Below are 25,300 nucleotides of genomic sequence, written 5' to 3'. Positions count from 1 at the left end.
TAGCAGGCTAGCACCGATAGAGTTTCGGCGTACTGGAGGACTAGATGATAACTGTGGTCACTGGGGCAAGTGCGGGCATTGGCGCAGCAGCCGCACAAGCCCTGGTCAAAGCGGGTCACGACGTTGTCATCGTGGCGCGTTCTCAGGCCAAGCTGGCCGCCGTCGCCGACCGCATCGCCGGAGCCACCGGCCGCCGCCCCGACCTCGCCACGGCCGACTTCAGCTCCTTCGCGGAGGTCACCCGGCTGGCCGCCCACCTGCTGGAACGTTACGAACGCATCGACGTGCTGGCCAACAACGCCGGAGTGATGTCGACCAAGCGGCGGCTCACCGCCGACGGGCACGAGCTGATGGCCCAGGTCAACCACTGGTCGCCCTTCCTGCTGACGCACCTGCTGCTCGACCGCATCGTCGCCTCTGGTGGGCGGGTCATCACCACCTCCTCGATGGCCGCCCGGAGCGGCCGCCTCGACCCCGACGACCTCGACCGGGCGCACCGGCGCTGGATGGCCTGGCCGCAGTACGCCGACACCAAGCAGGCCAACATGCTGTTCACCGTGGAGCTGGCCCGGCGCGGCGTCAACGCCACCTGTTTCCACCCCGGCATCGTCAGGACGGGGTTCGCGCCGGACAGCCGCTACATGAAGGCGCTGATGCTCGTGCCGGGCGTCGCCCAGCCGCCGGAGCGGGCCGCCACGACGCTCGTCCACCTGGCCACCACCGCCGATGGCGTGAACCATTCCGGCCGGTTCTTCGCCAAGAGCGCCCTGGCCGGCACGAGCAGACAGATGACCGATCCCGGCCTCGCGTCCGCGCTCTGGAACGCCGGTCTCGCCGTCACCGGACCGCCCGCCGCCGACCGGAACTGACCGGCGACCGCCCGGCGGGACCGGGCACGCCCGGCCCGCCCTGCGCGGCCATGACCTCTCCCGGCCGGCCGCCGGGCGAGCGCCGCCCAGGCCATACCGCCGGCGTCGGAAGTTGTTCGCCGAAGTGCCATCCGCCGTTCAGCCGGTTCCCAGGCCGCGTCATTACAGTTGCGGGGCTGTGACCGCCGCCACCCCCGCCGTCCCAGCCGCACAGGTAGCGGGCGCCGCCACAGTGCCGCCCGCTCCCGCCACCGGCGCCGCCCGCGCGGGCAAGGCGCCCAAGGAGCGGGACCCCTACCTGGACAACGCCAAATATCTGGCGATCGTGCTGGTGGTGACCGGCCACCTCATCGAGGACCTGCGCGACGTCCCGGCCGCGCACGCGCTCTACTTCTTCTTCTACACCTTCCACATGCCGCTGTTCATCACGCTCAGCGGCCACCTGTCGCGCAACTGGACCTTCTCCCCGGGCAAGGCGCGCAAGCTCATCAGCGGCCTCGCCGTGCCGTACATCATCTTCGAGGTGGCGTACGCACTGCCCCGCCTGATCATGTACGGCAAGCTGGAGATCAGCCTGCTCGATCCGTACTACCTCACCTGGTTCCTCATGTCGCTGTTCCTGTGGCGGCTGTCGACGCCGGTGTGGCAGCAGCTGCGCTGGCCGCTCGTGATCGCCGTGGTGCTGTCGCTGCTGGCGGGGACGAGCAAGCTGCCCGACGAGCTGTCCATGAACCGCACACTCGGCCTGCTGCCGTTCTACGTGCTCGGGCTGATGCTCCGTCCCGAGCACCTGGCCTTCCTCAAGCGTCCCTGGGTGCGGGTGGCCGGGGTCGTGGTCCTGGCCGCCGGGCTCGCCGCCGCGTTCGCCTTCCACACCGACATCGCCACCGAGTGGATCCGCTGGCGCAACAGCAATGTCAAGATCGGCGTGGGCGACATCACGGGCAGCGCGATCCGGCTTGCGATGCTGACGGCCGGGGCGGTGCTGGTGGCCGCGTTCCTCGCCGTCACACCCTCGCGCCGCACCTGGTTCTCCGGCCTCGGCGCGGCCACCATGTACGCCTACCTGCTGCACGGCTTCGTGGTGAAGGTCGTGGAGCGATTCTACGGCGGGCTGCACACGCCCTGGGGGGTCGCGCTGGTTTCGGCTTTCGGCGTCGTGGTGGCCACGGTGCTGTGCACGCCGCCGGTCCGCAGGGCGTTCCGGTGGGCGGTGGAACCCGACCTCTCCTGGGCCTTCACCGCCATCCGCCGCCCCCGCCCGGCCCGCTGACCTTCGCTCACACCCGCGCGCAGTGCGCTGTTCACCTCGCGCGCAGCACTCCGCGAGAGACGCTCGTTCACGACAGGTCCCGTACCGCGCGGCAGGCGGCGGTGATCGCCGCGCGGACGTCGCCGCCCGGCGCCACGTCCACGCCGGCGATCGCGACCCGGCCGAACCGCCGGGCTGCGGTCTCGGCTAGGCGCGCCGTGTCCGACCGTGGCCCTTCCTCGCGCGCGAACCCGTGCTCCCACCGATGCACCGTCAGCCCTTCGACGTCGCGGGCCGCGTCGAAGCCGAAGGGGCCGAGCAGCCGGGCGAGCTGTTCCCGGACGGCGAACTCCATCGCCGCGTACGGCGTGCCCGCCAGCGCCCGGCGGCCGGCCTCCGCCGCGTCCGCGGGCGGCAGGCCGGACGGGGCCGGAGCGTGGGTGAGGTGGACGGCGATCGGCTCGCCGGGCCGGCGCGGGCAGTCGTACCCGCCTGAGCCGACCGGCGGGGCCAGCGCGGCCTCGGTCCAGTAGGCGCCGGTGAAGCGGACCCGGTGCACCCTCGCCGCCAGGAAGGCGTGCCAGTTCCGCAGTTGCGCCGTCGCGCACACCACCGGCATCCGCACCGTCCGCCGCAGGGCCTCGCGCTGATCGGACGGCAGGTCGCGCACCAGATCGGGGACGGCCGCCGCCCGGCACGCCATGATCACCGCCCCGGCCCGCACGGTGATGACCCGGTGGCCGTCGAAGTACCCGACCGTCGCGGAGCCCGCCGCGCCGTCGTCGTCCACCAGCACCACCGGGCTGGACAGCCGCACCCGCACGGCGCTGCCGGGACGGTCCAGCGCGCCGTGGTCGAAGGACGCGGTGGTGATCCGGTCCGGCGCGGTCGTCGCGGCGAACCCGGGGACCATGCGGCCGAGCATCATCCGGACCAGCGCCTGCGGCCCCTCCGGCAGGCAGTACACCTCATCGCCGCCCGCCCACCGCACCGCGACCCGCGCGGAGTTGCCTGGGTGGGGACGGGAACGGCCGAGCCCGAGCCCGGCGAAACCGGGATAGGAGTGGCCGCCGGCCAGGTTCCAGGCGTCGAGGGCGGTGAGCGCGCCCGCGCCGTGCCCGAAGGCGGCGGCGGGCATCGTCCGGCAGAACGCGACCGCGTCCGGATGAACCCGGCACACCTCCCGCAGGAAGTCCTCGTAGGTCAGCCCGGCCAGCCGCCGCTTCTTCTCCTCGTCCGGCAGCCCCGGGAACCAGTCCGGCGGGTCGTCGTACAGCATCGCCAGATCGTGCCTGGCCCGCTCCGCGATCGGCAGCTCGGCCACCCAGCCGGCGGCGTCCCCGCCGGGAGGCAGCCGCACCAGCCGGTCCGCGCCCGGCCCATAGGTCTCCCGGTCGCAGAAGACCCCTTCGCGCATGCCGAGGCCCGGGTAGAGGCCGGGATCGGCGTACGCGCGTAACCGCTCGGGCCGGGCTCCGAGATCGGCCAGCAGGTCGCGGGCCTCGGCCGGCCAGGCGGCGGGGGCGTGCAGGGCGTACGGTCCGGCCGAGGCGACCAGCGGGCCGCGGCGCCCGGCGGGACGGAACTCGGCGCTTCGCGCGTGGCCGCCGATGTCGTCGTTCCCGTCCAGGATGAGCACCCGAGCCTGCGGATGGCGCCGGGTATAGAGGTAGGCCGCCGTGACGCCGCTGATGCCGGCGCCGACCACGACCAGGTCATAGGTCTCGCCCGCCGGGCGTGGCGGGTCCGCGTGCCGCCAGAACCTGCCGTCCCGCAGCGCCTGCGCCACGCCGAGCGCGTCCGGTGTGTCCCCGCGCAGTCCCGGTACGGACGCGGAGTGCCGGGCCCGCCGTTCTCTTAGGAGGGAACGGACGCTCGCGCTGGGAGGGCCGGAGGGCACGGCGGCGAGGAAGGGGACTGCGGGCGAGGCCAGCGCCGCGTACGCCACCGCCGCCGTCACCCCGTCGAGGAATCGCCTGCGACTGATCCCGGGCGACCTGTCGCACTCTCCTTGTCGCGGCGGGTCTTCCTCCGGCCCCCCGGCCGACGCGTGGGAGGAGCGTCCTGCGCCGGGGGACCGTTCCGTCTGCCGGGGGCGTCCGCCGAGTGGGAATCGAGCCGTCATTCCGCCGATCCTGAATGCGACCTGGCACGGGAAAGCGGCATGTCACGGGGGATGAGCCATGTCTTTTCTGGTTCATTGCGCCGCCTCTACGGCAGCGCGTCCTACTTTGCGGGCGATCAGGGCCGATGCGGGGAACCTCGCCGTCACCTGGTTCGTTGGCCGGGACAGACGATCAGCGCGAATGACGTGATTCGCCGCGAAAGGCACGGGGAGCCTTTCACCAGGCGATGAAACGACGGGGCAAACGGGGTAACGTTCGCGTTCGCGGTCGGTTTATGACGACGGGGTGTGCAGCACGCGTGGTGGGCAGACAGGGCAGGGTCACCGGCAAGATCGGGCCGGGCCTTGTGGGTGAAGTGATGATCCCGATACGCGGGGGCGTCGAGGCCTTCTATGCCCATCCCACCATGCCTGACGAGGAGATCCCGGTGGGAACGATCATCGTCGTCGTCGAGTACTCGCCGCCACGCACGGTCTACGTGGCACGCGCGATCGTCTGACGCTCCCACCCCCCTGATCTCGGAGGTCATCAATGACCAGTACGGAGCTGGCCTTCTGGGCCGGCGGCATCGTCGTCCTGCTCGTCGTCCTCATCCTGCTGTTCAAAGCCGTCTGGCGGGTCGCCGAGCCGAACGAGGCGCTCATCATCTCCGGCCTCGGCGCCCACACGAGGAACGAACTGGCCGACAGCCTGGGCTTCAAAATCGTGACGGGTAAGGGCACCGCCGTCATCCCCGGCTTCCAGACCGCCCGCAGGCTCCGGCTGGACAGCCGCGCCACGAACCTCCAGGTCAACTGCGTGACCCAGCAGGGCATCCCGGTCCAGGTGCGCGGCGTCATCATCTACAAGGTCGGCGACGACTTCGTCTCCATCGCCAACGCCGCGCGGCGGTTCCTCGACCAGCAGGACAGCATGAGCGGCGCCATCCACGAGCTGTTCACCGGCCACCTGCGCTCCATCATCGGCAACCTCACCGTCGAGGACCTCATCCTCAACCGCGAGCGGCTCACCGGCGAGACCCGCAGCAGCGCCGCCGACGAGATGAGCAAGCTCGGCCTGGTGGTCGACTCGCTGCAGATCCAGGAGATCGACGACGAGACCGGGTACATCCTCAACCTCGGCAAGCCGCACGCCGCTCGGATCGCCGCCTCCGCCCGCATCGCCGAGGCCCAGCGCGACCAGGAGGCCACCGAGGCCGAGCAGGTCGCCGCCGCCAAGAAGGCCGCCGCCATCCGCGAGTCCCAGATCCAGCAGGCCGGCTACCAGGCCGAGGTCGACCAGGCGTCCGCCAAGGCGCGGCAGGCCGGACCGCTGTCGGAGGCCACGGCCCGCCAGGAGGTCGTCGTCCAGGAGACCCGCGCCGCAGAGCTGGAGGCCAACCTCGCCGAGCAGCGGCTCCAGTCCCAGGTCCGCAAGCCCGCCGACGCCAAGGCGTACGAGACCGTCACCCTGTCCCAGGCCGAGCGCGACGCGCGCATCGCCCAGGCCGAGGCCGAGGCCAGGGAGACCGAGCTGCGCGCCGTCGCCCAGGCGTCCCAGGTGAAGCAGGCCGCCGCGGCGGAGGCCGAGTCGGTGCGGCTCCGCGCCGAGGCCGCGGGCGCCGCGTCCCGGGCCACCGGTGAGGGCGACGCCGCCGCCGCCAAGGCCAAGGGCATCGCCGAGGCGGAGGCCGCCAAGGCACGCGGTCTGGCCGAGGCCGAAGCGGCCCGCGCCAAGGGTCTCGCGGAGGCCGAGGCCATCCGCGCCCGCTCCCAGGCGCTGTCGGAGAACCAGGAAGCGGTCATCGCCCAGCAGCTCGCCGAGAACTGGCCGGCGATCGTCGAGGCCGGGTCCAAGGCGTTCGGCAACGTCGACCACATGGTCGTCCTGAACGGCGCCCAGGGCGTCGAGGAACTGCTGGCCAAGGCGCTGACCCTCGGCGGAACGGGGCTGGGCCTCGCTCGCTCCCTGCTGTCCGGCGGCACCCCGGCCGGCCTGAACGGCCACACCGCCCCTGAGCCCGTCGCGAACGGCACCATCCCCCTGGACAAGAAGCTCGACAGCTGATCCCGGACGGCCCTTGTGAACCTGGACGATCCAAAGGCCTGCAGGATCCGCAAGGAACCGAGGCCAGAACGATCTGAGCACCAGGACGACAGCGCTCAGTAGAGCGACCAACACGACACCGTCAGGCCGGGCCCCCACGCGCCCGGCCTGACCCGTCTCCCAGCTCGGACACCGACGCGAGGGACGACGATCCTGCCTGACCAGTCCACCATCCAGCGGCGCGAGCGACGACGATCCGACCTGACTGGGTCACCGTCCAGCGGCGCGAGCGACGACGATCCGGCCTGACTGGTTCACTGTCCAGCGGCGCGAGGGACGACGATCCGGCCTGATCAATCCATCATCCAGGCCGTGCCGTCCGCCGACCGGCCGCCAAGGCGGGTGATCTAGGCTGAGGCCGGTGACGATCCTGCATCTCGCGCTCGCCGGCGACTGGGACGCCGCCATACGGGCCGGCGAATACCGCGTGTCCACCCTCGGCCGCAGCCTGGAAGAGGAGGGGTTCATCCACGCCTGTGCCGACCCGACGCAGCTTCGCGGCGTCGCCGGACGCTTCTACGCCGACGTGACCGAGCCACTGGTCGTCCTCACCATCGACGAGGACCGGCTCGGCTGCGAGGTCCGTTACGAACTCGCCCCCGACGCGGGCGAGGAGTTCCCGCACATCTACGGCCCCCTCCCCGTGGCCGCCGTAACCTCGGTAACCCCCTTCTCTCCCTGACTCCCACGAACGGCCCGGGACGCAGACGGGTGACCGAACCGACACGACGCCGAAGGGATCGGAACACCCGTCGAGGCGGACGGGAGCCTGACTAGGCCGGCAGGTCCCAGCTTGGGCCATCGGGTTCGCCCAGCCACACGTACTGACGCTCCCTGGTGATGGTCAGGCCGAATCCGGACTGGTGCGGACACCCGGCCCCCTGCCACGTCAGAATGGCTTCCTCGACCTGATCCCACAGCCTGACCGGTCCATGCTGATGTACAGTCCACCCGCCATCGGCGTTCGGCCGGACGTCGGCCCGTGACCCTGTGCCGACGTCCAGCAGGATCGTCAGGTCTGCACTGGACGCCAGTTGCGCGGCAGGCACGGCCAGCTGGGCCACGAACACGGCGACCTCCTCATCGAGAATCGCCGGGTCGATTCTGCTCTCTCTGGCGGCTCCGGTTCCCGTCTCAATGGGTGGACGCGGCGGTGCCAGGTGCGACCGAGCGGTCATGAAGTAGAGGTCGTTCTCCAGAAAACGCCCGCTGGCGGTGCCGTCGTCGGCCATCGTCAGATGCGCGAAGGCGACCCCGCCCATCCAGCCCCACATCGGTGCGGTAATGGTCCCACCGGCACGTACCTGCCACATCCATGCCGGAGGGACGACCCGCACGGAACAGGTCGCGATGAGCCGGTCGTACTCCGCGTTCTCGGCGTAGCCGTGCAGGCCATCGCCTACCGCCAGCGTCGGCGTGTGCCCGGCCTTGGTGATCGCCTTTCTGGCACGAGCGGCGATCCGCCGGTCGTGCTCGATCGACGTGACGGCTTCCTGACCAAGCCGGTGACACATCAACGAGGTCGAGTACCCGGTGCCGGTGCCGATCTCCAGTACGGTATCCCCCTCGGTGATCTGGGCGGCCTCCAACATCAGCACCACCAGACCGGGAGCCGTGGAGGAGGAGCCCGGCGATCCCGTCACGACACCGGTCGCCTCCTCCGCGAGAACCCCCTCGACCTGTGTCACCCAGGTCTGATCGGTGTAGGCCAGGGCGAGCCACTCGTCTGCGCCGACCTCGGCGCGACGAACAGGCGTCCACAGATCACCGCGAGTCTCGTCGGCCCGGTAGACGGCGTCGCCGAGGAACAACTCCCGCGGCGTCGCCTCCAGCGCCTTCCGCCAGCCGGAAGAGCCGATGCCGTCCGCCAGCCCGCAACGGAGTCTCTCCGCACCGCTCACGGCCACCAACCCCGCAGTATCGCCTCAGCGAAAGCACCCGCCATCGCCTCGGAGCCGGGCAGCCAGCCCCACTGTCCGTTGGGATTGCATTCGATGAAAGTCCACGCCGCCGAATTTCGCTCGTCACCGGCTTCGAGAACGAAGTCGAAGCAGCCGAACACAAGCCCGAAGTGGTCGAGATATGCGTGAAGCGGGTCTTTGACCGTCTCAGGGACGTCGATGGGTTCGTGAATCAGCTTGTCCCAGTCGCCCGCACGCCAGTCGAGCGCGCCATCAGGCGTGGTGATCCTGCTGGCGAACACCTGACTGCCGATCACGGTCACCCGGGCGTCGGCGACCTTGTCCACCTCCTGTTGAAACAGGTGGGCGGTCATCGACACCGATTCATCGAGGTCTTCTGGAGCGGCACGCTGCGTCCATATCGCTGCGACGTGCCCCTCCGAGGTGGCCGGGGCACCGCGGAACGACTTGTAGACGGCAGGCTCATGTTCGACGACGAACTTCCTGATCGCCTCCAGATCGTTCGACACCAGCGTCACAGGTACCTTGAACCCGACTCCTGCGGCCACCTGCAACTGTGCCGGCTTGAAGTCACTTCTGGTGATGCTGACGGGATGATTGACGTAGCGGCAGTTCGGGAGGTTGGCGAGCAGACCGCTCAGACCGTGGCGAGCTTCGGCGATGGCGAAGTCACGTGCGTGTGGCTCCAGGTCCTTGAACCGCCATGGAGACGGGCGGCGATAGTAGACCGCGCGTATCTGCTCCAGGGCGATGTCGCGACTTGGAGTGCGCAATCGTCCAGACCACTGTTTCTCACGCCCGCCCATGTGAGCGTTGAATAGCAGGTCAGAACCGATATCGGCGGGATCAACACGGGCAACCAGGACCCGGCGTTCGTTCAGCGCTTCGATGACCAGGTTGGCGGTGACATCCTCCGCCGAGGTGATCACCATCACGCAGTCCTGCGCAGGCCGCATCACTCTAGTCCGACGCGGTGTCGTTGTTGGAGTCGTCTGCTACCTGTGACGCTCCGCTCGACCCGTCCCCGCCGCCGCCTCTTGACACGGTGACGGTGACGAAGGTCCTGCTGCTGCCCTCCTTGCCCATGTCCACGATCACACCCCGCGCGTCATAGAAGCGGGTGAGCTGGGTCGCAGGATCGAACGAGAAGGTCTCGTAAGGCGCTGGCGCGGCCGGAAGGCGTTCGGTGCTCCTGCTCAAACCCCACGGCTGTGTTGCCCAACTTCCCATCGCATCCCTTTCTCGGGTGCTTGATGACCGGTCTGTGACGCTAGACGTAGTCGGCGCCTTCCTAACCCGGCCTTCGACATGCGAGTGTAGTGATTCAGTGATCGACCTGAAGGGTTTATTCAAGATTTTGTACTGGTTGAATCGGGCATTGATTGCCAAACCCGGATGAACGCCCTCTGAGTGTATGATCGAATTTCTCGTTGCGGCGGTCGATTTCATCGCGAAACTGCGTGAACCAAAAGCGTGACATCGGCCAGGGCGAGGTGATCGGCTCCGAGCTTGCGCTTGGTGAACTCACGGGCTTGTGCCACGGACTCGGGGGAGCCGATCATCTCGATGACGCCCAACAGCGTTCCTCTGGGTTCGCCATCTGTACCGAAGTTCGGACGTTCATCCCCTCGGTGGTGCTGGTCCATCGCTTCCGGCATTCGCATGTGGAAACCGTATGGCGAGGTAGAACGACGAGACTAGATCGACTTTGTATCACTCTCTAATGCAAGAATGGTCAAGTGACACAGCGCGCGTCGCTAATCAGTGATCCAGCCGGACAAAATCGGCGAGATCTCGCATATCGCTGGTAAGTGTGCGCCTGCCGACGAAGATGCCTTTGAGGATTTCTTTCGCGTAGTGCTGGTTGACGATCCACTCGGGGGAGTCCTGCCTGATCCGGCGCAGGATGTCGAACGCCTCGCCGTACTCGCGTGACCGGCGATGGGCGTCCGCCACATCGAGAAGATGACGATTGCGGTTGTTGGACGTGGGGGCAAGGTCGCCGGTGGGGATGGTCTGGGACATTGTCCCCCTTCCACAGGGCCATCGAGGCATCCAGTGCCGTGGCAAGCCGTGCACGGTGGGCGGTCCCCCCGACTGGCCGTCGAGACCGTGCAAGGCGCGATGGACCGGCTGCGCGGTGGAACGGCGGCGGGAATGCGCTACGTGCGGGTGTGGCGTCGTTCATGGGTGGGCCGGGGCGCTTCCTCCCGGGGTGGCGTTCGGCTGAGCGACATCGACGACCTCGTGCAGCCGTAGCCGGCGGGTGAAAGCGCCGGCCACGCGCACGACGGTGACGCGGGGCAGCAGGCGTGCGAGCCAGGTCATGACCCGGTTCACCCTCCGGCCGGGGTAGGACGCGCCGCGGCGCCGCGCGAAGTCGTCGAGGGTCTGGGTCGCGATGGTGGCGGGGGTGTCGGCGGTGGCCGGGTCGATGGTGGCCGAGGTCCCGTCGAAGAAGCCGGTCGCCACCGCGCCGGGGTGTGCGGCCATCACCCGTACGCCGGTGCCGCGCAGTTCCTCGGCCAGCGCCTCGGTGAAGGAGAGCACGAACGCCTTGGTCGCGCCATAGGTGGCCTGGTAGGGCAACGGCTGGAACGCCGCCGTGGAGGACACGTTGATGATGCCGCCGGAGCCGCGCTCGGCCATGTCGTTCCCGATCGCGTGGGTCAGTGCGATCAGACCGCTGACGTTGAGCCCGACAGAGCGCAGCTGCGGCTCCAGCGGACGGCCGAGGAACGGGCCCGCGCTGCCCGCCCCGGCGTTGTTGACCAGCAGGTCGATGCGCAGACCCCGCTCGCGCAGTTCCCGGACGACCCGCCCGGGGCCGTCGGGGACGGCGAGATCGGCGGTGATCACCTCGGGGTCCGGCCCGCCGTACTGACCCCGGATCTGCTCGGCCAGTCGCCGCAGGTCGCCTTCCGAGCGGGCCAGCAGGATCACCCGCGCTCCCCGGCGAGCCAGTTCCAGGGCGTACGCCCGCCCGATCCCCTTCGATGCCCCGGTGACGAGCGCCGTGACACCTTGATAGCCGTCTCTCATGGCAGCCTCCAATACTTCGAGTCTCGAAGCATCTAGGCTAGCAGGATACTTCGAGTCTCGAACCATCAATAGGATGGCGGCATGAGCACATCCGAGCTGACTGCGGCGGTCACCGCGACCTACGAAGTCTGGATGCGGACCGTCGTCCTGGCCGGTCCCGCGCTGGCCAGGCACGGTCTGACCGAAGCGACGTTCCAGGCGCTGTGGGCGATCGACCCGGACGAGCCGCCGCCCTCGATGAAGGTGATGACCGGACGCCTGCACTGCAACGCCCCGAACTTGACCTTCATGGCCGACCAGCTCGTCGACCGCGGCCTGGTCGAGCGCGCCGTGGACCCGTCGGACCGCCGCTCCCGCGTCCTCGTGCTGACCGCCAAGGGCCGCCAGGTCCGCGACGAAGTGGTCCGGGCGGCGCTGGAGAAGAGTCCGCTCGCGACGCTGACCGACAGCGAACTGCGGCAGGTCGCCGCCCTCCTGAACCGCGCGCTCCGTCCTCCGGAGGCGCCATGATCGAGCCGATCCTCGCCCACCCGATGGTCGAGGCGGTGTGGCGGCGGAACGTGGCCGGGTCGGTGCGGGCCGCCGCAGGATGAGCCCTCTGCCCGGGGAAGAGATCTGCCGGTGGCGTGCCGCAGGTTCGGTATCGCCGACGTCGCCCAGGTGGCGCTAGAGATGGGGCAGGCGGAGGGCGGTGGCGAGGGTGTCGAGGGCGGCGGGATAGGTGTGGTCGGAGGGGGTGCCGTAACCGACGATGACGCCCTGCGGCTGGTCGGCGCCGGGGTGGTGCCAGTAGTCGCCGAGGGGGTCCAGCGCGAGGCCGTGGGCCTGGGCCCGGCGCAGCACCGTCGCTTCGTCCGGCCCGATCTCCGGCAGGCCGATCAGTGCGTGCAGCCCGGCGGCGACACCCCGGACACTGAGCCCGCCTGCCGGATCACCCGCGCGGCCGGGACCGGTCAGCCGGGCGATGAGCAGGTCGCGGCGCCGGCGGTAGTGCAGGCGGCAGGCGCGCACGTGCCGGTCGTACGCGTGGGAGGCGATCATGTCGGCCAGCACGAGCTGGGCCAGGGTCTCGGTGTGCAGGTCGGCGTACATCTTGGCCTCGACGACCGGGCCGACCAGGTGCGGCGGCAGCACGATCCAGGCCAGGCGCAGCCCGGGGCCGAGGGTCTTGGACGCGGTGCCGACGTACGCCACGTGGCCGGCGGCCATGCCCTGCAGCGCGCCCACCGGCTGGCGGTCGTAGCGGAACTCGCCGTCGTAGTCGTCCTCGATGATCAGCGCGCCGCTGCCGCGCGCCCAGTCGGCCAGGGCGTGGCGGCGTTCGGGGTGCAGGGTGGCGCCGGTCGGGAACTGGTGGGCCGGAGTGACCACCACCGCGCCCGTCCCCTCGTAGGCGGCCGTGCCGAGCAGGTCGGTACGCGCCCCGCGCGCGTCCACCGGGAGCGGCGCCACCCGGGCCCCGGCACGCCGCACGATCTCGCGGTGGAAGGCCAGCCCGGGGTCCTCCATCGCGACCACCGGCCGGTCGCCCGCGCCGACCAGCCCGGCCAGCAGGCCGAGGGCCTGCACGTACCCGGTGGTGACGACGATCTGCCCGGGGTCGGCCAGTACGCCGCGGGTGCGTCCGAGGTATCCGGCCAGTGCCTCCCGCAGTTCGGCGGTGCCGCCCGGCGGGCCGTAGCCGTGCACGGCGGCCGGGGCGGTGGTGAGCACGCGCCGGGTGGAGCGCAGCCACGCGGCGGCGGGGAACATCGTCACGTCCGGCACACCGGGGCGCATGTCGTACCTGGGCGGCGGGACGTTCGTGCCGCTGGTGGGCGTGGCCGGGCGGTGCGGCGGCACGTCCCGGGCGGTGGTCAAGGTGTACGGGCGGAGCGGCGCGAGGTCGTGGCCGGCGGCATGCGTGCCCGCGTGGCCGGCGGCTCGTGTGTCCGGGTGGCGTGACGCGTGGCCGGCGGCTGGTGTGTCTAAGTGGCGTGGCGCGAGGTCGTGGCCGGTGGCAGGCGTGTCCGGGTGGGGTGGCGCGAGGGTGCGGCGGGTGTCCGGGCGGTGCGGGGTGAGGTCGGCGACGGAGGTGCCCGAGCCTCTGCGTGCGGTCAGGTATCCCTCGGCGATGAGCTGGTCGTAGGCGGCGCTCACCGTGCCGCGGGAGAGCCCGATCTCGGCGGAGAGCGCGCGGCTGGACGGCAGCCGGGCGCCCGGCGCGAGCCGGCCGTCGCGGATCGCGGCGCGCAGCGCGTGCTCCAGCCCGGTGCGCCGGCCCGCGCCCGCGTCGATCTCGACGTGCAGGTCGATCCCGAAAGTGGCCCAATGTTTCGGCACAAGACTGGATCTTATCGTCGAGCCACTCGACGCCTAGATTCGCATGTATGACGACGAACACCACGGAACGGGCGCAGTCCCGCGTGAACTTGAAGAAGCAGACCCCGGAGATCTACAAGGCGCTGATCGAGCTGGACGGCCTGGTCGCCGCCAGCGGCCTTCCGGCGCCGCTGCTCGAACTGGTCCGCATCCGCGCCTCGCAGATCAACGGGTGCGCTTACTGCGTCGACATCCACACGATCGACGCCCGCGCCGGGGGCGAGCGGGAGCAGCGCATCTACGCCCTGCCCGTCTGGCGCGAGACGCCGTTCTTCACCGGCCGCGAGCGCGCCGCGCTGGAGCTGACCGAGGCCGTCACCCTGCTGCCGCAGAGCGGGGTCGGCGACGAGGTCTACGAGAGGGCCGCGCGGCACTTCTCCGACGAGGAACTGGCCAAGCTGGTCTGGGCCATCATTGTGATCAACTCGTGGAACCGCATCGGCGTCACCTCCCGGCTGGAGCCCGGCGGCTACCACCCCTCCGCGAGCTGACGGTATGTCGACGCGATCACGTCCCGGTCAGGCGGGGAACTCCCTGGACGCCCAGGCCGCCGGTGACGCGCGGGCCGGGAAGGTCGCGGTACTGCGGGCGCTGCACGTGCCCGGCCGGCCGCTGGTGCTGCCCAACGTGTGGGACGCCGCCTCCGCCCGTTCCGTGGTGGCGGCCGGTTTCCCGGCCGTGGCCACGGGCAGCGCGGCGGTCGCCCCGGTGCTCGGGTACGAGGACGGCGAGGCGACGCCGGCCGGCGCGATGCTCGACGCGGTCGCCCGCATCGTCCGCGCGGTGCCGGTCCCGGTCACCGCCGACCTGGAGCGGGGGTACGGGCTCGCGCCGGCCGAACTGGTCGAACGCCTGGTCTCGACCGGGGCGGCGGGGCTGAACCTGGAGGACTCCGACCCGCGCACAGGAGCCATGGTGGACCCCGACGAGCAGGCCGGGTTCCTGGCGGACGTACGCGCCGCCGCGGCGGCGGCCGGCGCCGACCTGGTGATCAACGCGCGGGTCGACACGTACCTGCACGGGGCGGAGACACCGGAACGGCGGCTCGCGGACGCGGTGGAGCGCGGGCGCCGCTACCTGCGGGCGGGGGCCGACTGCGTGTACCCGATCTGGGTGGCCGAGCCCGAGGCGATCAGGACGCTGGCCGCCGAGATCGGCGGCCCGGTGAACGTGCTGTACCGGCCGGGTGTCCCGCCGCTCGCCGAACTGGCGGCGCTGGGCGTCGCCCGGGTGAGCTTCGGCCACGGCCTGCACGCCGCCACCCAGCGGTACTTCGCCACGATGCTGACCGCGATCGCCGCCGGCCGCGACCCGTACGAAACCGGCCCGGCCGGGACCTGAGGGTGCCGAGCCGCCCTCTTCGTGCCTCGATACGCGGGTGGAGGCAGGCGGTGGAGCCTGACGAGAGGGTGCCGCCCGCCGGGGCCGCCGCCTCCTCCGAGGGGCGCCGCCGGCCGCAGGCGCGGCGGCGGGTCTCGAGGGTGTATACCCGCTGGTCACAGCGGTTTCGGGCGGTTAAGCGGGGGCGAGAGGGGCAGATACCCGCAGGAAGCGCACGTCCCCCCGGCGGCGGCCGGCGAGCCTGGCGGGGGGCTTGATGGGGATGAGCGGGTTTCTGGGCGGATGGCCGGTGCTGCGGCAGCTCACCGGTCCCGACCGTCGCGGCCTCGGCGCCGCCGCCAAGTCGCGCAAGACCGCCGAGCTGCGCTCGCGGGTCGCCACCGCCGACCGCGTGGTCAAGTCCGTCTGCCCGTACTGCGCCGTGGGCTGCGCGCAGAACCTCTATGTCTCCGGCGGCAGGGTCGTGCAGATCGAGGGCGACCCCGACTCGCCGGTCAGCCGGGGCAGGCTCTGCCCGAAGGGGTCGGCGTCCCTGCAGCTCACCACGGGTCCGGGTCGCGAGAGCGCGGTGCTGTACCGCAGGCCGTATGGCACCGAGTGGGAGCAGATCGACCTTCCCACGGCGATGGACATGGTCGCCGACCGGGTCGTGCGCACCCGGCGGGACACCTGGGAGGAGGAGTGCGACGGCAAGCGGGTCGCCAGGACGCTCGGCATCGCCGCCCTCGGCGGTGCCACCTTGGACAACGAGGAGAACTACCTCATCAAGAAGCTGATGACCGGGCTCGGCGTGATCCAGATCGAGAACCAGGCGCGGGTCTGTCACAGCTCCACGGTCACCGGCCTCGGCACGTCCTTCGGCCGCGGCGGCTCCACCACCTTCCTGCAGGACCTGCAGTTCGCCGACTGCATCGTCATCGAGGGCTCCAACTTCGCCGAGGCGCACCCGGTGGGCTTCCAGTGGGTGATGGAGGCCAAGCTGCGCGGCGCCACGATCATCCACGTCGATCCGCGGTTCAGCCGGACGAGCGCGCTGGCCGACCTGTACGTACCGATCCGCCCCGGCTCGGACATCGCGTTCCTCGGCGGGATCATCAACCACGTGCTCACCGAGGGCAAGGACTTCCGCGAGTACGTCCTGAACTACACCAACGCCGCGAGCATCATCAGCGGCGACTACGCCGACACCGAGGACCTGGACGGGGTCTTCTCCGGCTGGAACCCCGAGACCCGCACCTACGACGTCTCCTCCTGGCAGTACGAGGGGCCACCGGTGCAGGCGGTCTCCGGGCGGCGGCTGCGGCTGGACGCCTACCACACGCCCGGCCGCAGCGAGGCGCACGGCTCGGGCGGCGCGCCGGTCAGCCCGTACGCGCGGCGGGACGAGACCCTGACCGACCCGCGCTGCGTCTACCAGATCCTCAAGCGGCACTTCGCCCGGTACACCCCGGAGTTCGTGCACCGGACCTGCGGGGTGCCGCCCGAGTCGTTCCGCCGGGTGTGCGACGCGCTGATCGCCAACTCCGGGCGGGAGCGCACCAGCGCGTTCGCGTACGCGGTCGGCTGGACCCAGCACTCGGTGGGCACGCAGTACATCCGGGCCGCGAGCATCCTGCAACTGCTGCTCGGCAACATCGGCCGGCCGGGCGGCGGCATCATGGCGCTGCGCGGCCACGCCAGCATCCAGGGCTCCAGCGACATCCCGACCCTGTACAACCTGCTGCCCGGCTACATCCCGATGCCGTACGCGCACAGCGACGAGAACCTCGACGCGTTCATCGACGTGATCAGCACCCGGAAGGGGTTCTGGGCCGACGCCCGGAACTACGTGGTGAGCCTGCTCAAGGCCTACTACGGGGACGCGGCGACGCCGGAGAACGACTTCTGCTTCGGGCATCTGCCCCGGCTGACCGGCTCGCACAGCGCGTACGACACGACGATGGCCCAGCTCGACGGCGTCTGCAAGGGCTACTTCCTGTTCGGGCAGAACCCCGCGGTCGGGTCGGCCAACGCCCGTCTGCAGCGGCTCGGCATGGCCAACCTCGACTGGCTCGTGGTCCGCGACTTCGCGCTGATCGAGTCGGCGACCTGGTGGAAGGACGGCCGGGAGGTGGAGAGCGGCGAGCTGCGCACCGACCAGATCGCCACCGAGGTGTTCTTCTTCCCCGCTGCGGCGCACACCGAGAAGAACGGCACGTTCACCAACACCAACCGGCTGCTCCAGTGGCACGACGCGGCCGTCGAACCGGAGGGCGACCGGCGCAGCGACCTGTGGTTCGCCTACCACCTCGGCCGGCTGGTCAGGGAGCGGCTGGCCGGCTCCCGGGAGCCGTACGACCGGGCCATCCTCGATCTGGCCTGGGACTATCCGGTGGAGGGGCCGCTGGCCGAGCCGAGCGCCGCCGCGGTGCTGCAGGAGATCAACGGGTACGGCCCGGACGGCCGGCCGCTGTCGTCGTACACGCAGCTCCGTAGCGACGGCTCCACCCGGTGCGGCTGCTGGATCTACTGCGGCGTCTACGCCGACGGGGTCAACCAGGCGGCGCGCCGCAGGCCGCACACCGAGCAGAGCTGGACCTCCCGCGAGTGGGGATGGGCGTGGCCGCTCAACCGGCGCATCCTGTACAACCGGGCCTCGGCCGACCCGGACGGCAACCCGTGGAGCAGCCGCAAGGAGTGCGTCTGGTGGGACGCCTCGCTCGGCCGGTGGACCGGGCATGACGTGCCCGACTTCATCGAGGACCTCCCGCCGCACCACCGGCCGGCCGACGACGCGCTCGGCACGGACGCGCTGTCCGGCGTCGACCCGTTCATCATGCAGGGCGACGGCAAGGCGTGGCTGTTCGCGCCGGCCGGCCTGATGGACGGCCCGCTGCCGACGCACTACGAGCCGCAGGACACGCCCCTGGAGAACCCGCTGCACCCGTCGCGGCGCCGCAACCCGGCGCGGCTGACCTACGACCGGCCGGGCAACCGCTACCACCCGCCCGGCAGCGAGGTGTATCCGTACGTGGTCACCACCTACCGGCTCACCGAGCACTTCACGGCGGGCGGGATGAGCCGCTGGGTGCCGCACCTGGCGGAGTTGCAGCCGCAGATGTTCTGCGAGGTGTCCCCGGAGCTCGCCGAGGAACGCCTGCTGGAGCACGGCGGCTGGGCCACGGTGATCAGCGCGCGTGGCGCGGTCGAGGCCCGGGTGATCGTCACCGACCGGATGCCCTCGCTGCACCTGGACGGCCGGGTCGTCCACCAGATCGGCCTGCCCTACCACTGGGGTCCGAACGGCCTGGCCACCGGAGACCCGGCGAACGAGCTGACCTCCATCGTGCTCGACCCGAACGCCGACATCCAGGAGACCAAGGTGCTCACCGCCGACATCCAGCCGGGGCGCCGGCCGCGCGGCCGGGGGCTGCCGCTCCTGGTGGAGACCTTCCGCCGCCGGGCCGGCATCGACCCGCCGGACGAGCAGGAGCAGCCGGAGCGCCAGGGCCCGCGCACGCGCCGGGGCGGCCGGGGATGACGACCACGAAACGGCGGGGAGGCCCCGGATGACGACGGGCGAAATGGCGCCGCGCGCGCCGCAGGTCCAGGAAGAGGCCGGCTATCCGCGGCATCCACCCCGCATGGGGTTCTTCACCGACACCTCGGTGTGCATCGGGTGCAAGGCGTGCGAGGTGGCCTGCAAGGAGTGGAACCGGCTGCCGGCCGACGGGCCGTTCGAGCTCACCGGCATGTCGTTCGACAACACCACCCAGCTGTCCGCCTCCACCTGGCGGCACGTCGCCTTCATCGAGCAGCGCAAACCCGTCCGGGCGCCGGGCGGTCCCGCGGGCGATCAGCAGGACCTGCGCTGGCTGATGGCCTCGGACGTGTGCAAACACTGCACCGACGCCGCCTGCCTGAACGTCTGCCCCACCGGGTCGCTGTTCCGCACCGAGTTCGGCACCGTGGTGGTCCAGGACGATGTGTGCAACGGCTGCGGCTACTGCGTGTCGGCCTGCCCGTACGGGGTGATCGACAAGCGCGAGGACGACGGCCGGGTGTTCAAGTGCACCCTGTGCTACGACCGCATCGGGGACGGGCTGATCCCGGCCTGCGCCAAGGCGTGCCCCACCGAGTCCATCCAGTACGGACCGCTGGACGAGCTGCTGGAACGGGCCGAGGCCCGGCTGGCCGACCTGCACGGCGACGGCGTCCCGGACGCCCGCCTGTACGGGAACGACCCCGCCGACGGCGTGCGGGGCAACGGCGCGTTCTTCCTGCTGCTGGACGAGCCCGAGGTGTACGGCCTGCCGCCGGCGCCCCGGGACGCGACCCGTGACCTGCCCGCGATGTGGGCGCACGCCGCGGTGGCCGCGGTGACGCTGGTCTGCGGCATCGCCGTCGCGTTCGCCGGTTCGCGGCGGGCCGGGTGACGAGTCAGAGGGAACGGAAATGACCACACGCGAAAGCGCCGGCGACCGGGCGGCCGGGACCACTGGGCAGGACGGGCGGCGGTTCGCCTCGTACTACGACCGGCACGTCGTCAAGCCGCCGGTCTGGCACGAGCGGTACGTCGGCGGCTACCTGTACCTGGGCGGGCTGGCGGGCGCATCGTCGGTGCTCGCCGCCGGGGCCGAGCTGACCGGCCGTCCCCGGCTCGCGCGCGCCGGCAAGGTGGCCGCGCTCACCGGCATCTCGCTGTCGGCCGCCGCGCTGATCGCCGACCTCGGCCGCCCCGAGCGCTTCGTCAACATGCTGCGCACCTTCAAGCCCACCTCGCCGATGAACATGGGCTCCTGGCTGCTGGCCGCGTACGGGCCGCTGGCCGGGGCCGGCGCGGTGACCGACCTCACCGGCAGGTTCCCGGCCGCTGGGCGGGCCGCCTGCTACGGCGCGGCGCTGCTCGGGCCGGCGGTCGCCACGTACACGGCGGTGCTCATCGGCGACACCGCGGTGCCGGCCTGGCACGGGGGCCACCGGGAGATGCCGTTCATGTTCGCCGGGTCGGCCATGGCCAGCGCGGCCGGCGCCGCCCTGCTGGCCGCTCCGGCGGCGGAGAACGCTCCGGCGCGGCACGCGGCCGTCCTCGGCACCGTCCTGGAGCTGGCGGCCGGGCGGTTGATGCGCCGCCGCATGGGCATGGTCGCCGAGACCTACGAGCGCGGACGGGCCGGCAGCCTGCTGCGCGCCGCGGAGACCCTGGGCGTGCTCGGCGCCGCCGGCGCTCTGGCCGCCGCCCGTGCCCCCCGCCCTCGTGCCATCGCCGCGCTCTCGGGCGCGGCGCTCCTCGCGGCCTCGGCCTGTCTGCGTCTCGGCGTCTTCGCGGCCGGCGTCGCCTCTGCCGAGGACCCGCGCTACACCGTCGTTCCCCAGCGCGAACGCCTCTCCGCCGCCGCCTCATGACCGCGGCGGTATTGGGGCGCGGCATTTCACATGCCGCCGGGAATTCGCCGGAAAGGCCGAAGGGGCGCGACGTTTCGGACGCGCGTTTCGCCGCTCTTGCGGGCAGGCCCTCCGGCCTGCGGTGGGATGTGAATCGTGGCCCGATTGGAATGCGCATTATATGGCTTTAATTGGCATTTCATGGTATGATGCCGAAAACCATAGGTATTCTCTCCGGTCGTGAAAGAAAACGGAGAACCCAGCCGTACCGCCCTCATGGCGGCCGCCGCCCGCGCGGCGCATCTGATCGTCGACCGGCCCCCGGTGATCTTCGCGGACACCCTCGCGTACGCGCTGCTCGGCGAGCATGCCGACGAGCTCGTCGACTACCACCGCCTGCACGGCGCGCATCTCGTCCTGTCCGGAGTCCGCGCCGCGGCCGTCACCCGGGCCCGCTACACCGAGGACCGCCTCGCCGACGCCGCACGGCAGGGCGCCGGCCAGTACGTCATCCTCGGCGCCGGCCTCGACTCCTACGCCTACCGCGCCGGCCGGGACGGCGGCCTGCGGGTGTTCGAGGTCGACCATCCGGCCACCCAGGAGTGGAAACGGCAGGCCCTCGCCCGCGCGGGCGTCGCCGTCCCGGACACCGTGACCTTCGTCCCCGTGGACTTCGAGTCCGAGAACCCCGCCGCGGCGGCGACCGGGACCGGCGATCTCGTCCCGGGGCGTGCGGAGGGCACGACCGGGGAGGACCGGGCCCGCCCGCTCCCGGACGACACGGCCAGGGGGCTGCTCGGCCACCTGGTGCGGGCCGGCTTCGACCCGGCGCGGCCCGCGTTCGTGAGCTGGCTCGGCGTCACGATGTACCTCACCCGGCCGGCCGTCGCCCAGACCCTCGCCGTGGTCGGCGGCTTCGCACCCGGCTCGCGCATCGTCGTGGACCACATGCTGCCGGCCGAACTGCGCGACGAGGCGGGCCAGGCGTACGTGGCGGCGGTCATGCCGGTGGCCGCCGAGGGCGGCGAACCCTGGCTGTCGGTCTTCGGCCCCGGCGACATGGCCGCACTGCTCGGGGAGCACGGCCTGGCCGTGGTCGAGCACGCCGGCCAGCGGGACTCGGTGGACCCGTCCTTGTGGGACCGCGCCGACACCCTGCGCCCGTCGGCCCTGTCCATGCTCACCCTCGCCGAGGTGCCCTGACCGTCACCGCCGCCGCAGGCCGTTCCACAGCCAGCGACGGGCGACCGCCAGGGCGAGCGGGGCGGGCACGGTGCCCGCGCCGAGTCCCACCTCCACGAGCAGGTCGAAGACCTCTTTGCGGCGGGCGGCGGTGGCGATCGCGGCGTCGATGAACCCGGGCGACTGCGCCGCGCGGGAGAGCAGATCGGTGGTGCGCAGATGCCGTCCCAGGGCTTGGGCCAGCTTGCGCCGATAGGCCGCCAGCGGATTCGCGGCCGCCTCCACGGCGGCCTCGCCGGCCAGCCGCCCCGAGAGCAGCGCGTAGTAGATGCCCTCTCCGGTCAGCGGATTGACCAGGCCGGCGGCGTCCCCGGCGAGCAGCACCCGTCCGGCTCCAGGTCGTGGACGGCCGGGGGACAGCGGCAGATGGTGGGCGCGCAGGTTCCGGGCGGGCAGATGCGGCAGCAACTCGGCGAGCCGTCCGTGCAGCACCTCGCGGCCGGGGCGGCCCGTCGCGTGCAGCCGGGGCAGCATCATCCCGAAGCCGACGTTCGCGGTGCCGTCCCCCACGGGGAACGACCAGGCGTACGCGGGCCAGCCGTCCCGCTGCATGGCGATGAACTGCGTGTCGTCATCGGCGGGCACGTCGGCGTAGCCGCGTACGGCGATCGCGGTGTGCCGGGCCGGGGTGGGCGGCACCCCGATCAGCCGTCGCACCACGGAGTTCGCCCCGTCGGCGGCGACGACCGTCCCCGCGTCGAGCCTGCCGTCCAGCAGGACGCGGCCACTCTGCGCCGCGAGCTCCCGGACGCGGTGGCGGCGTACCTCGACCCCCTGGGCGCGGGCGGCCGCCACGAGGCGTGCGTCGAAGACCATGCGCGGAACGACGTGGTTGGGCCGGGCGACGGTCGCGGCCACCCGGGCGCCGCCAGGGGAGACCACCGCGAGCCTGCGCACCGGCCGGTGGTCGTCGATCAGGCCGGGGACGCCGAGGAGGGCCAGCTCGTCCCGGCCGTGCGCCGCGATGCCGTCCCCGCACGCCTTGTCGCGGGGGAAGTCCGCCTTGTCGGTGAGCAGCACCCGCGCCCGTGGACGCAGTTGCTTCGCCCGGATCGCCGCCGCCGCTCCCGCGGGCCCGGCCCCCACCACGATCACATCCCAGCTCTCCTCCACCCGGCCAGCCTGCCACAGCAGGAGATCACCGCGAGGGAGAGGCCGCAGGGGAAGCGAAAATAGAAGCTCAAGCTTACCGGACCAGGTCAACTTGTAAAGGGCGATTGTCCGCTGAATCGGATGCGCATCTTGATGAAGATCTGTCCCGGCGGCCGGCGACGTTTCCCCGCATTGTTGTGCAGTGGCGGACAACCGCCCCGAAACGGCCATACCCCGGACTAAGGTGGAGCCCCCTATGGTCAGAAGAGCCCTCGTGGCCGCCGTTCTCTCCCTCGCCACAATACTCGGATTAACGCTGCCCGCATACGCGGTGACCCTGGAGCAAAAACTCGCCGCACTTTCGAGTTTCACCCAGCCCACCTCAGGCAGCGCGTCGAGCTGGCGTTCGGCCTGGCAGAACCAGGGCGCCTGGGCGGACTACGCCTTCGACTGGTCGACCGATCTGTGCTCCAGCAGCCCGGACCAGCCGCTCGGCTACGACTTCAGAATGCCGTGCCGCCGGCATGACTTCGGGTACCGCAACTACAAGGCGGTGAACCTCTTCTCCACGAACAAGTCACGGGTGGACGACGCGTTCTACTTCGACATGCAGCAGGTCTGCGCCGGGTATTCGGGCGTGTCCAAGAGCACCTGCAACAGCCTCGCCTGGACCTACTACCAGGCGGTCAAGCAATTCGGCGCCCTCAAGGTCTCCGACGCCCAGATCGAGCAGATCCGCCAGACCGCCGAGCGCAACGCCCAGAACACCGGCGCCTGACCGACCGCCGCCACGGTGGGTGGGGACGGCAGGCAGTGCCGTCCCCACCCACCTCTCGTCTCTGTGTGCCGGCGCGGCAGTATTTCGATGCGGTAAGCGTTCAGCGAGCGTTGTCAGAGCTCTGGGCTTGTGCCAGGAGTTCGTCGCGAGTCGCGTCGCTCATGAGGGTCAAGTTGTACAGATGCTCGATGGCGGCATGGCGACTGACCTGCAACTGGGCTGCGACCGCCGCAATGGCCTCCGGCCTGTCGACGGGATCGGGCTGATCTGCTATCGCCTGTTGCACAAGCGCTGATGGCATCAGAAACATGGCGGCGAAAGCGTTCGCACGACGCTCGATGCTTCTCGGCGCCCAGGGGCCACTCGCAATGGCCAGTTTCCGTCCACGTGATCTGTCGAACAGTAGATGGCACAGTTCATGTGCCAGATTGAATCGTTTCGCGCGGTAATTGGAAAATGCGAGAGAAGATTCGTTGTGCACCACGGTCGGCTGATGGCGAGGGCCGACGATCGAGCAGGCCCGTATGTTCTGGTCTTGCAACTTCCGGGAGATTATGGCCACGCCAAGTCGCCTGAGCAGCCTTTCGATGTCCACCCAGCCGCCGGACAGGTCGATGCCGATCTCCTCGTGGACACGTTCTGCGAGTTCATATCCTTGTTCCCAGTCGGGAAGGTGAGGGTCCGGAAAAGTGTGACGGCTCAATTTCTCCAGACTCATGGCTGCGACGTCCGTGGAATACTGCTTGACCAGCACAGACGCCAATGTCCGGACGTCCTCGCTGGTTATCGTGGGCGCGAGAGAACTGAACAGGAGAGCTGCATGGCACGGATCGGAGATCACCAGGGTCGACTCTTCGGTGGCAAGGACCTCGTGGACGGCTTCCGGGTCGCCAGTGGCCTCAAGCGAGGCGACGATCTCGTCCCACCGGCTGTGCCCGTCGTCTTCCAGTAGGTCGAGTGAGAGCCGTACTCCGACAGAGGGCTGAATCCGCAGACCGGCAAGCCAGTCGAGCCTGGCAGTGTGTTGCGTTCGCAGGCGCAACGAGTCGACTCGTGTCCGGAGCCGCTGGAGCCTGGTGCTTCCCGGGTGCCCGCCGAGAAGGTGGCCGGCGGCGGATCGCAGGATCTCGTACAGCGGTTCTGCCACCTGCTCGGGATGAAGATAGGCGACCCCGCGACTCGCTCCGTGCTGAAATCCGTGAGGCGAACCGGCCGACGGCTCGTCATCCCAGCTGATCTCGATGAAGTCGCGAAAACGGCGTATTGCTATGTTGGGGAAAAGCCCGCCATCGCGTGCAGCCCGCAAGGCGTGCCGTCCGTGCCACTCGTGCCACTCTTCTTCCCAGGCGAGGATATCTGTCTCATCGGCGAGAACAGGAGCGTTGCGGGTGATTATCAAGGCTGTTGCCGCCGGTTCGTTGACATTTCGGTTCGGCAATTTCTCCTCGTGGAACAGAGGATTCCACTGATCGGCCAGCCACTCCAGGACAGAAAGCAGGTACCAATGTGTACTCTGTAGTTGTTCTCCCTGGCTCATGTGCGCGGAAAGGTTCTGTCCATTGACCCAGATCTGCAGAGCGCCCCACGAGGCAGACTCTTCTGCGCTTGCCGCCGCTCCGTCGTCGGGGTCGGTTATGAAAGCCAGGCGAACGGCGAAGCCGTCGGTGCTACCTGCGAATCTTTCCCAGGTGATGGTCATCGGTTACGACGCCTTCTCGCTCGTTGGATCGTCCTTCGGTCGACTTTTTCGTCGGCCACCCACTTGGCGACCAGGCGTGGCGGCACCTCATGCCAGTCGACCGGATACCCATGCCACCTGCCTTCGG

General features: G+C 70.6%; 23 protein-coding genes. 13 read left to right on the top strand and 10 right to left on the bottom strand.

Annotated features, from left to right (window positions below; all coding sequences use genetic code 11):
* The first annotated feature begins 44 nt into the window (after window positions 1-44).
* Window positions 45-869: an SDR family NAD(P)-dependent oxidoreductase gene (locus IEY93_RS07750; RefSeq protein ID WP_189162291.1), complete on the top strand. Its 825-nt coding sequence runs from the start codon at window positions 45-47 to the stop codon at window positions 867-869.
* 178 nt (window positions 870-1,047) lie between these two features.
* Entirely contained in the window at window positions 1,048-2,142 is a 1,095-nt protein-coding gene (locus IEY93_RS07745; protein ID WP_229690957.1) for an acyltransferase family protein, read from the top strand.
* 67 nt (window positions 2,143-2,209) lie between these two features.
* Here IEY93_RS07745 and IEY93_RS07740 read toward each other — a convergent pair whose 3' ends face one another.
* Window positions 2,210-4,081, bottom strand: a complete 1,872-nt coding sequence (locus tag IEY93_RS07740) for an NAD(P)/FAD-dependent oxidoreductase (protein ID WP_189162290.1) — start codon at window positions 4,079-4,081, stop codon at window positions 2,210-2,212.
* A gap of 392 nt (window positions 4,082-4,473) precedes the next feature.
* On the opposite strand from IEY93_RS07740, the gene IEY93_RS39970 reads away from it, so the two are divergent.
* The 3 genes from IEY93_RS39970 (at window position 4,474) to IEY93_RS07725 (ending at window position 7,014) form a co-directional block, all read left to right on the top strand.
* Complete coding sequence (locus IEY93_RS39970; protein WP_504739357.1) at window positions 4,474-4,746, top strand: NfeD C-terminal domain-containing protein; 273 nt, start codon at window positions 4,474-4,476, stop codon at window positions 4,744-4,746.
* 32 nt (window positions 4,747-4,778) lie between these two features.
* Window positions 4,779-6,293: an SPFH domain-containing protein gene (locus IEY93_RS07730; protein ID WP_189162288.1), complete on the top strand. Its 1,515-nt coding sequence runs from the start codon at window positions 4,779-4,781 to the stop codon at window positions 6,291-6,293.
* Window positions 6,294-6,693: 400 nt separating this feature from the next.
* On the top strand, window positions 6,694-7,014 hold the full coding sequence (locus tag IEY93_RS07725; RefSeq protein WP_189162287.1) for a DUF952 domain-containing protein: 321 nt from the start codon (window positions 6,694-6,696) through the stop codon (window positions 7,012-7,014).
* A gap of 91 nt (window positions 7,015-7,105) precedes the next feature.
* Here the strand turns inward: IEY93_RS07725 and tgmC are convergent, their stop codons facing one another.
* The 6 genes from tgmC to IEY93_RS07695 form a co-directional block, all read right to left on the bottom strand.
* Window positions 7,106-8,233: an ATP-grasp peptide maturase system methyltransferase gene (tgmC, locus tag IEY93_RS07720; protein WP_229690955.1), complete on the bottom strand. Its 1,128-nt coding sequence runs from the start codon at window positions 8,231-8,233 to the stop codon at window positions 7,106-7,108.
* Entirely contained in the window at window positions 8,230-9,186 is a 957-nt protein-coding gene (tgmB, locus tag IEY93_RS07715) for an ATP-grasp ribosomal peptide maturase (RefSeq protein ID WP_229690954.1), read from the bottom strand. Before tgmB ends, tgmC begins: the two co-directional genes overlap by 4 nt.
* A 28-nt stretch (window positions 9,187-9,214) precedes the next feature.
* On the bottom strand, window positions 9,215-9,484 hold the full coding sequence (tgmA, locus tag IEY93_RS07710; protein WP_189162284.1) for a putative ATP-grasp-modified RiPP: 270 nt from the start codon (window positions 9,482-9,484) through the stop codon (window positions 9,215-9,217).
* A gap of 215 nt (window positions 9,485-9,699) precedes the next feature.
* Window positions 9,700-9,918: a hypothetical protein gene (locus IEY93_RS07705; protein WP_189162283.1), complete on the bottom strand. Its 219-nt coding sequence runs from the start codon at window positions 9,916-9,918 to the stop codon at window positions 9,700-9,702.
* A 97-nt stretch (window positions 9,919-10,015) separates the two neighbouring features.
* On the bottom strand, window positions 10,016-10,279 hold the full coding sequence (locus IEY93_RS07700; protein WP_189162282.1) for a hypothetical protein: 264 nt from the start codon (window positions 10,277-10,279) through the stop codon (window positions 10,016-10,018).
* Between the two features lie 159 nt (window positions 10,280-10,438).
* A complete protein-coding gene (locus IEY93_RS07695) occupies window positions 10,439-11,296 on the bottom strand; it encodes an SDR family NAD(P)-dependent oxidoreductase (RefSeq protein WP_189162281.1) in 858 nt (285 codons plus the stop codon).
* A gap of 81 nt (window positions 11,297-11,377) precedes the next feature.
* Here IEY93_RS07695 and IEY93_RS07690 point away from each other — a divergent pair, with 81 nt between their 5' ends.
* Complete coding sequence (locus IEY93_RS07690; protein WP_189162280.1) at window positions 11,378-11,806, top strand: MarR family winged helix-turn-helix transcriptional regulator; 429 nt, start codon at window positions 11,378-11,380, stop codon at window positions 11,804-11,806.
* A 156-nt stretch (window positions 11,807-11,962) separates the two neighbouring features.
* Here the strand turns inward: IEY93_RS07690 and IEY93_RS07685 are convergent, their stop codons facing one another.
* Entirely contained in the window at window positions 11,963-13,618 is a 1,656-nt protein-coding gene (locus IEY93_RS07685) for an aminotransferase-like domain-containing protein (protein ID WP_189162279.1), read from the bottom strand.
* A gap of 47 nt (window positions 13,619-13,665) precedes the next feature.
* On the opposite strand from IEY93_RS07685, the gene IEY93_RS07680 reads away from it, so the two are divergent.
* The 6 genes from IEY93_RS07680 (at window position 13,666) to IEY93_RS07655 (ending at window position 21,565) form a co-directional block, all read left to right on the top strand.
* Window positions 13,666-14,148, top strand: a complete 483-nt coding sequence (locus IEY93_RS07680; protein WP_189162278.1) for a carboxymuconolactone decarboxylase family protein — start codon at window positions 13,666-13,668, stop codon at window positions 14,146-14,148.
* Window positions 14,149-14,152: 4 nt separating this feature from the next.
* A complete protein-coding gene (locus IEY93_RS07675; protein WP_189162277.1) occupies window positions 14,153-14,998 on the top strand; it encodes an isocitrate lyase/PEP mutase family protein in 846 nt (281 codons plus the stop codon).
* Between the two features lie 256 nt (window positions 14,999-15,254).
* On the top strand, window positions 15,255-18,518 hold the full coding sequence (fdh, locus tag IEY93_RS07670; RefSeq protein ID WP_189162276.1) for a formate dehydrogenase: 3,264 nt from the start codon (window positions 15,255-15,257) through the stop codon (window positions 18,516-18,518).
* Between the two features lie 43 nt (window positions 18,519-18,561).
* The gene (locus IEY93_RS07665; protein ID WP_203968418.1) at window positions 18,562-19,413 is read left to right on the top strand and encodes a 4Fe-4S dicluster domain-containing protein; all 852 of its coding nucleotides are present in this window, start codon (window positions 18,562-18,564) and stop codon (window positions 19,411-19,413) included.
* Between the two features lie 19 nt (window positions 19,414-19,432).
* A complete protein-coding gene (nrfD, locus tag IEY93_RS07660; protein WP_189162274.1) occupies window positions 19,433-20,383 on the top strand; it encodes an NrfD/PsrC family molybdoenzyme membrane anchor subunit in 951 nt (316 codons plus the stop codon).
* 219 nt (window positions 20,384-20,602) lie between these two features.
* Window positions 20,603-21,565, top strand: coding sequence for a class I SAM-dependent methyltransferase (locus tag IEY93_RS07655; RefSeq protein WP_229690953.1), 963 nt, complete (start codon window positions 20,603-20,605; stop codon window positions 21,563-21,565).
* A gap of 3 nt (window positions 21,566-21,568) precedes the next feature.
* On the opposite strand, the gene IEY93_RS07650 is transcribed toward IEY93_RS07655, so the two are convergent.
* On the bottom strand, window positions 21,569-22,717 hold the full coding sequence (locus tag IEY93_RS07650; protein ID WP_229690952.1) for an NAD(P)/FAD-dependent oxidoreductase: 1,149 nt from the start codon (window positions 22,715-22,717) through the stop codon (window positions 21,569-21,571).
* A 310-nt stretch (window positions 22,718-23,027) separates the two neighbouring features.
* Here IEY93_RS07650 and IEY93_RS07645 point away from each other — a divergent pair, with 310 nt between their 5' ends.
* Complete coding sequence (locus tag IEY93_RS07645; RefSeq protein ID WP_229690951.1) at window positions 23,028-23,474, top strand: phospholipase; 447 nt, start codon at window positions 23,028-23,030, stop codon at window positions 23,472-23,474.
* A gap of 100 nt (window positions 23,475-23,574) precedes the next feature.
* Here the strand turns inward: IEY93_RS07645 and IEY93_RS07640 are convergent, their stop codons facing one another.
* A complete protein-coding gene (locus IEY93_RS07640; protein WP_189162272.1) occupies window positions 23,575-25,173 on the bottom strand; it encodes an ImmA/IrrE family metallo-endopeptidase in 1,599 nt (532 codons plus the stop codon).
* Between the last annotated feature and the right edge of the window lie 127 nt (window positions 25,174-25,300).

The sequence above is a fragment of the Sphaerisporangium melleum genome (assembly GCF_014646695.1).
Classification (GTDB): domain Bacteria; phylum Actinomycetota; class Actinomycetes; order Streptosporangiales; family Streptosporangiaceae; genus Sphaerisporangium; species Sphaerisporangium melleum.
This window is presented reverse-complemented; position numbering and strand designations above follow the sequence as displayed.

Bases quoted from the DNA above. Each gene is read 5' to 3' on its own strand.
- IEY93_RS07730 (WP_189162288.1), top strand. From the start codon at position 4,779: ATGACCAGTACGGAGCTGGCCTTCTGGGCCGGCGGCATCGTCGTCCTG.
- tgmA (WP_189162284.1), bottom strand. From the start codon at position 9,484: ATGGGAAGTTGGGCAACACAGCCGTGGGGTTTGAGCAGGAGCACCGAA.
- IEY93_RS07640 (WP_189162272.1), bottom strand. From the start codon at position 25,173: ATGACCATCACCTGGGAAAGATTCGCAGGTAGCACCGACGGCTTCGCC.
- nrfD (WP_189162274.1), top strand. From the start codon at position 19,433: ATGACCACACGCGAAAGCGCCGGCGACCGGGCGGCCGGGACCACTGGG.
- IEY93_RS07680 (WP_189162278.1), top strand. From the start codon at position 13,666: ATGACGACGAACACCACGGAACGGGCGCAGTCCCGCGTGAACTTGAAG.
- IEY93_RS39970 (WP_504739357.1), top strand. From the start codon at position 4,474: ATGAAACGACGGGGCAAACGGGGTAACGTTCGCGTTCGCGGTCGGTTT.
- IEY93_RS07675 (WP_189162277.1), top strand. From the start codon at position 14,153: ATGTCGACGCGATCACGTCCCGGTCAGGCGGGGAACTCCCTGGACGCC.
- tgmB (WP_229690954.1), bottom strand. From the start codon at position 9,186: ATGGTGATCACCTCGGCGGAGGATGTCACCGCCAACCTGGTCATCGAA.
- IEY93_RS07695 (WP_189162281.1), bottom strand. From the start codon at position 11,296: ATGAGAGACGGCTATCAAGGTGTCACGGCGCTCGTCACCGGGGCATCG.
- IEY93_RS07700 (WP_189162282.1), bottom strand. From the start codon at position 10,279: ATGTCCCAGACCATCCCCACCGGCGACCTTGCCCCCACGTCCAACAAC.
- IEY93_RS07690 (WP_189162280.1), top strand. From the start codon at position 11,378: ATGAGCACATCCGAGCTGACTGCGGCGGTCACCGCGACCTACGAAGTC.
- IEY93_RS07750 (WP_189162291.1), top strand. From the start codon at position 45: ATGATAACTGTGGTCACTGGGGCAAGTGCGGGCATTGGCGCAGCAGCC.
- IEY93_RS07665 (WP_203968418.1), top strand. From the start codon at position 18,562: ATGGCGCCGCGCGCGCCGCAGGTCCAGGAAGAGGCCGGCTATCCGCGG.
- IEY93_RS07705 (WP_189162283.1), bottom strand. From the start codon at position 9,918: ATGCGAATGCCGGAAGCGATGGACCAGCACCACCGAGGGGATGAACGT.
- fdh (WP_189162276.1), top strand. From the start codon at position 15,255: ATGGGGATGAGCGGGTTTCTGGGCGGATGGCCGGTGCTGCGGCAGCTC.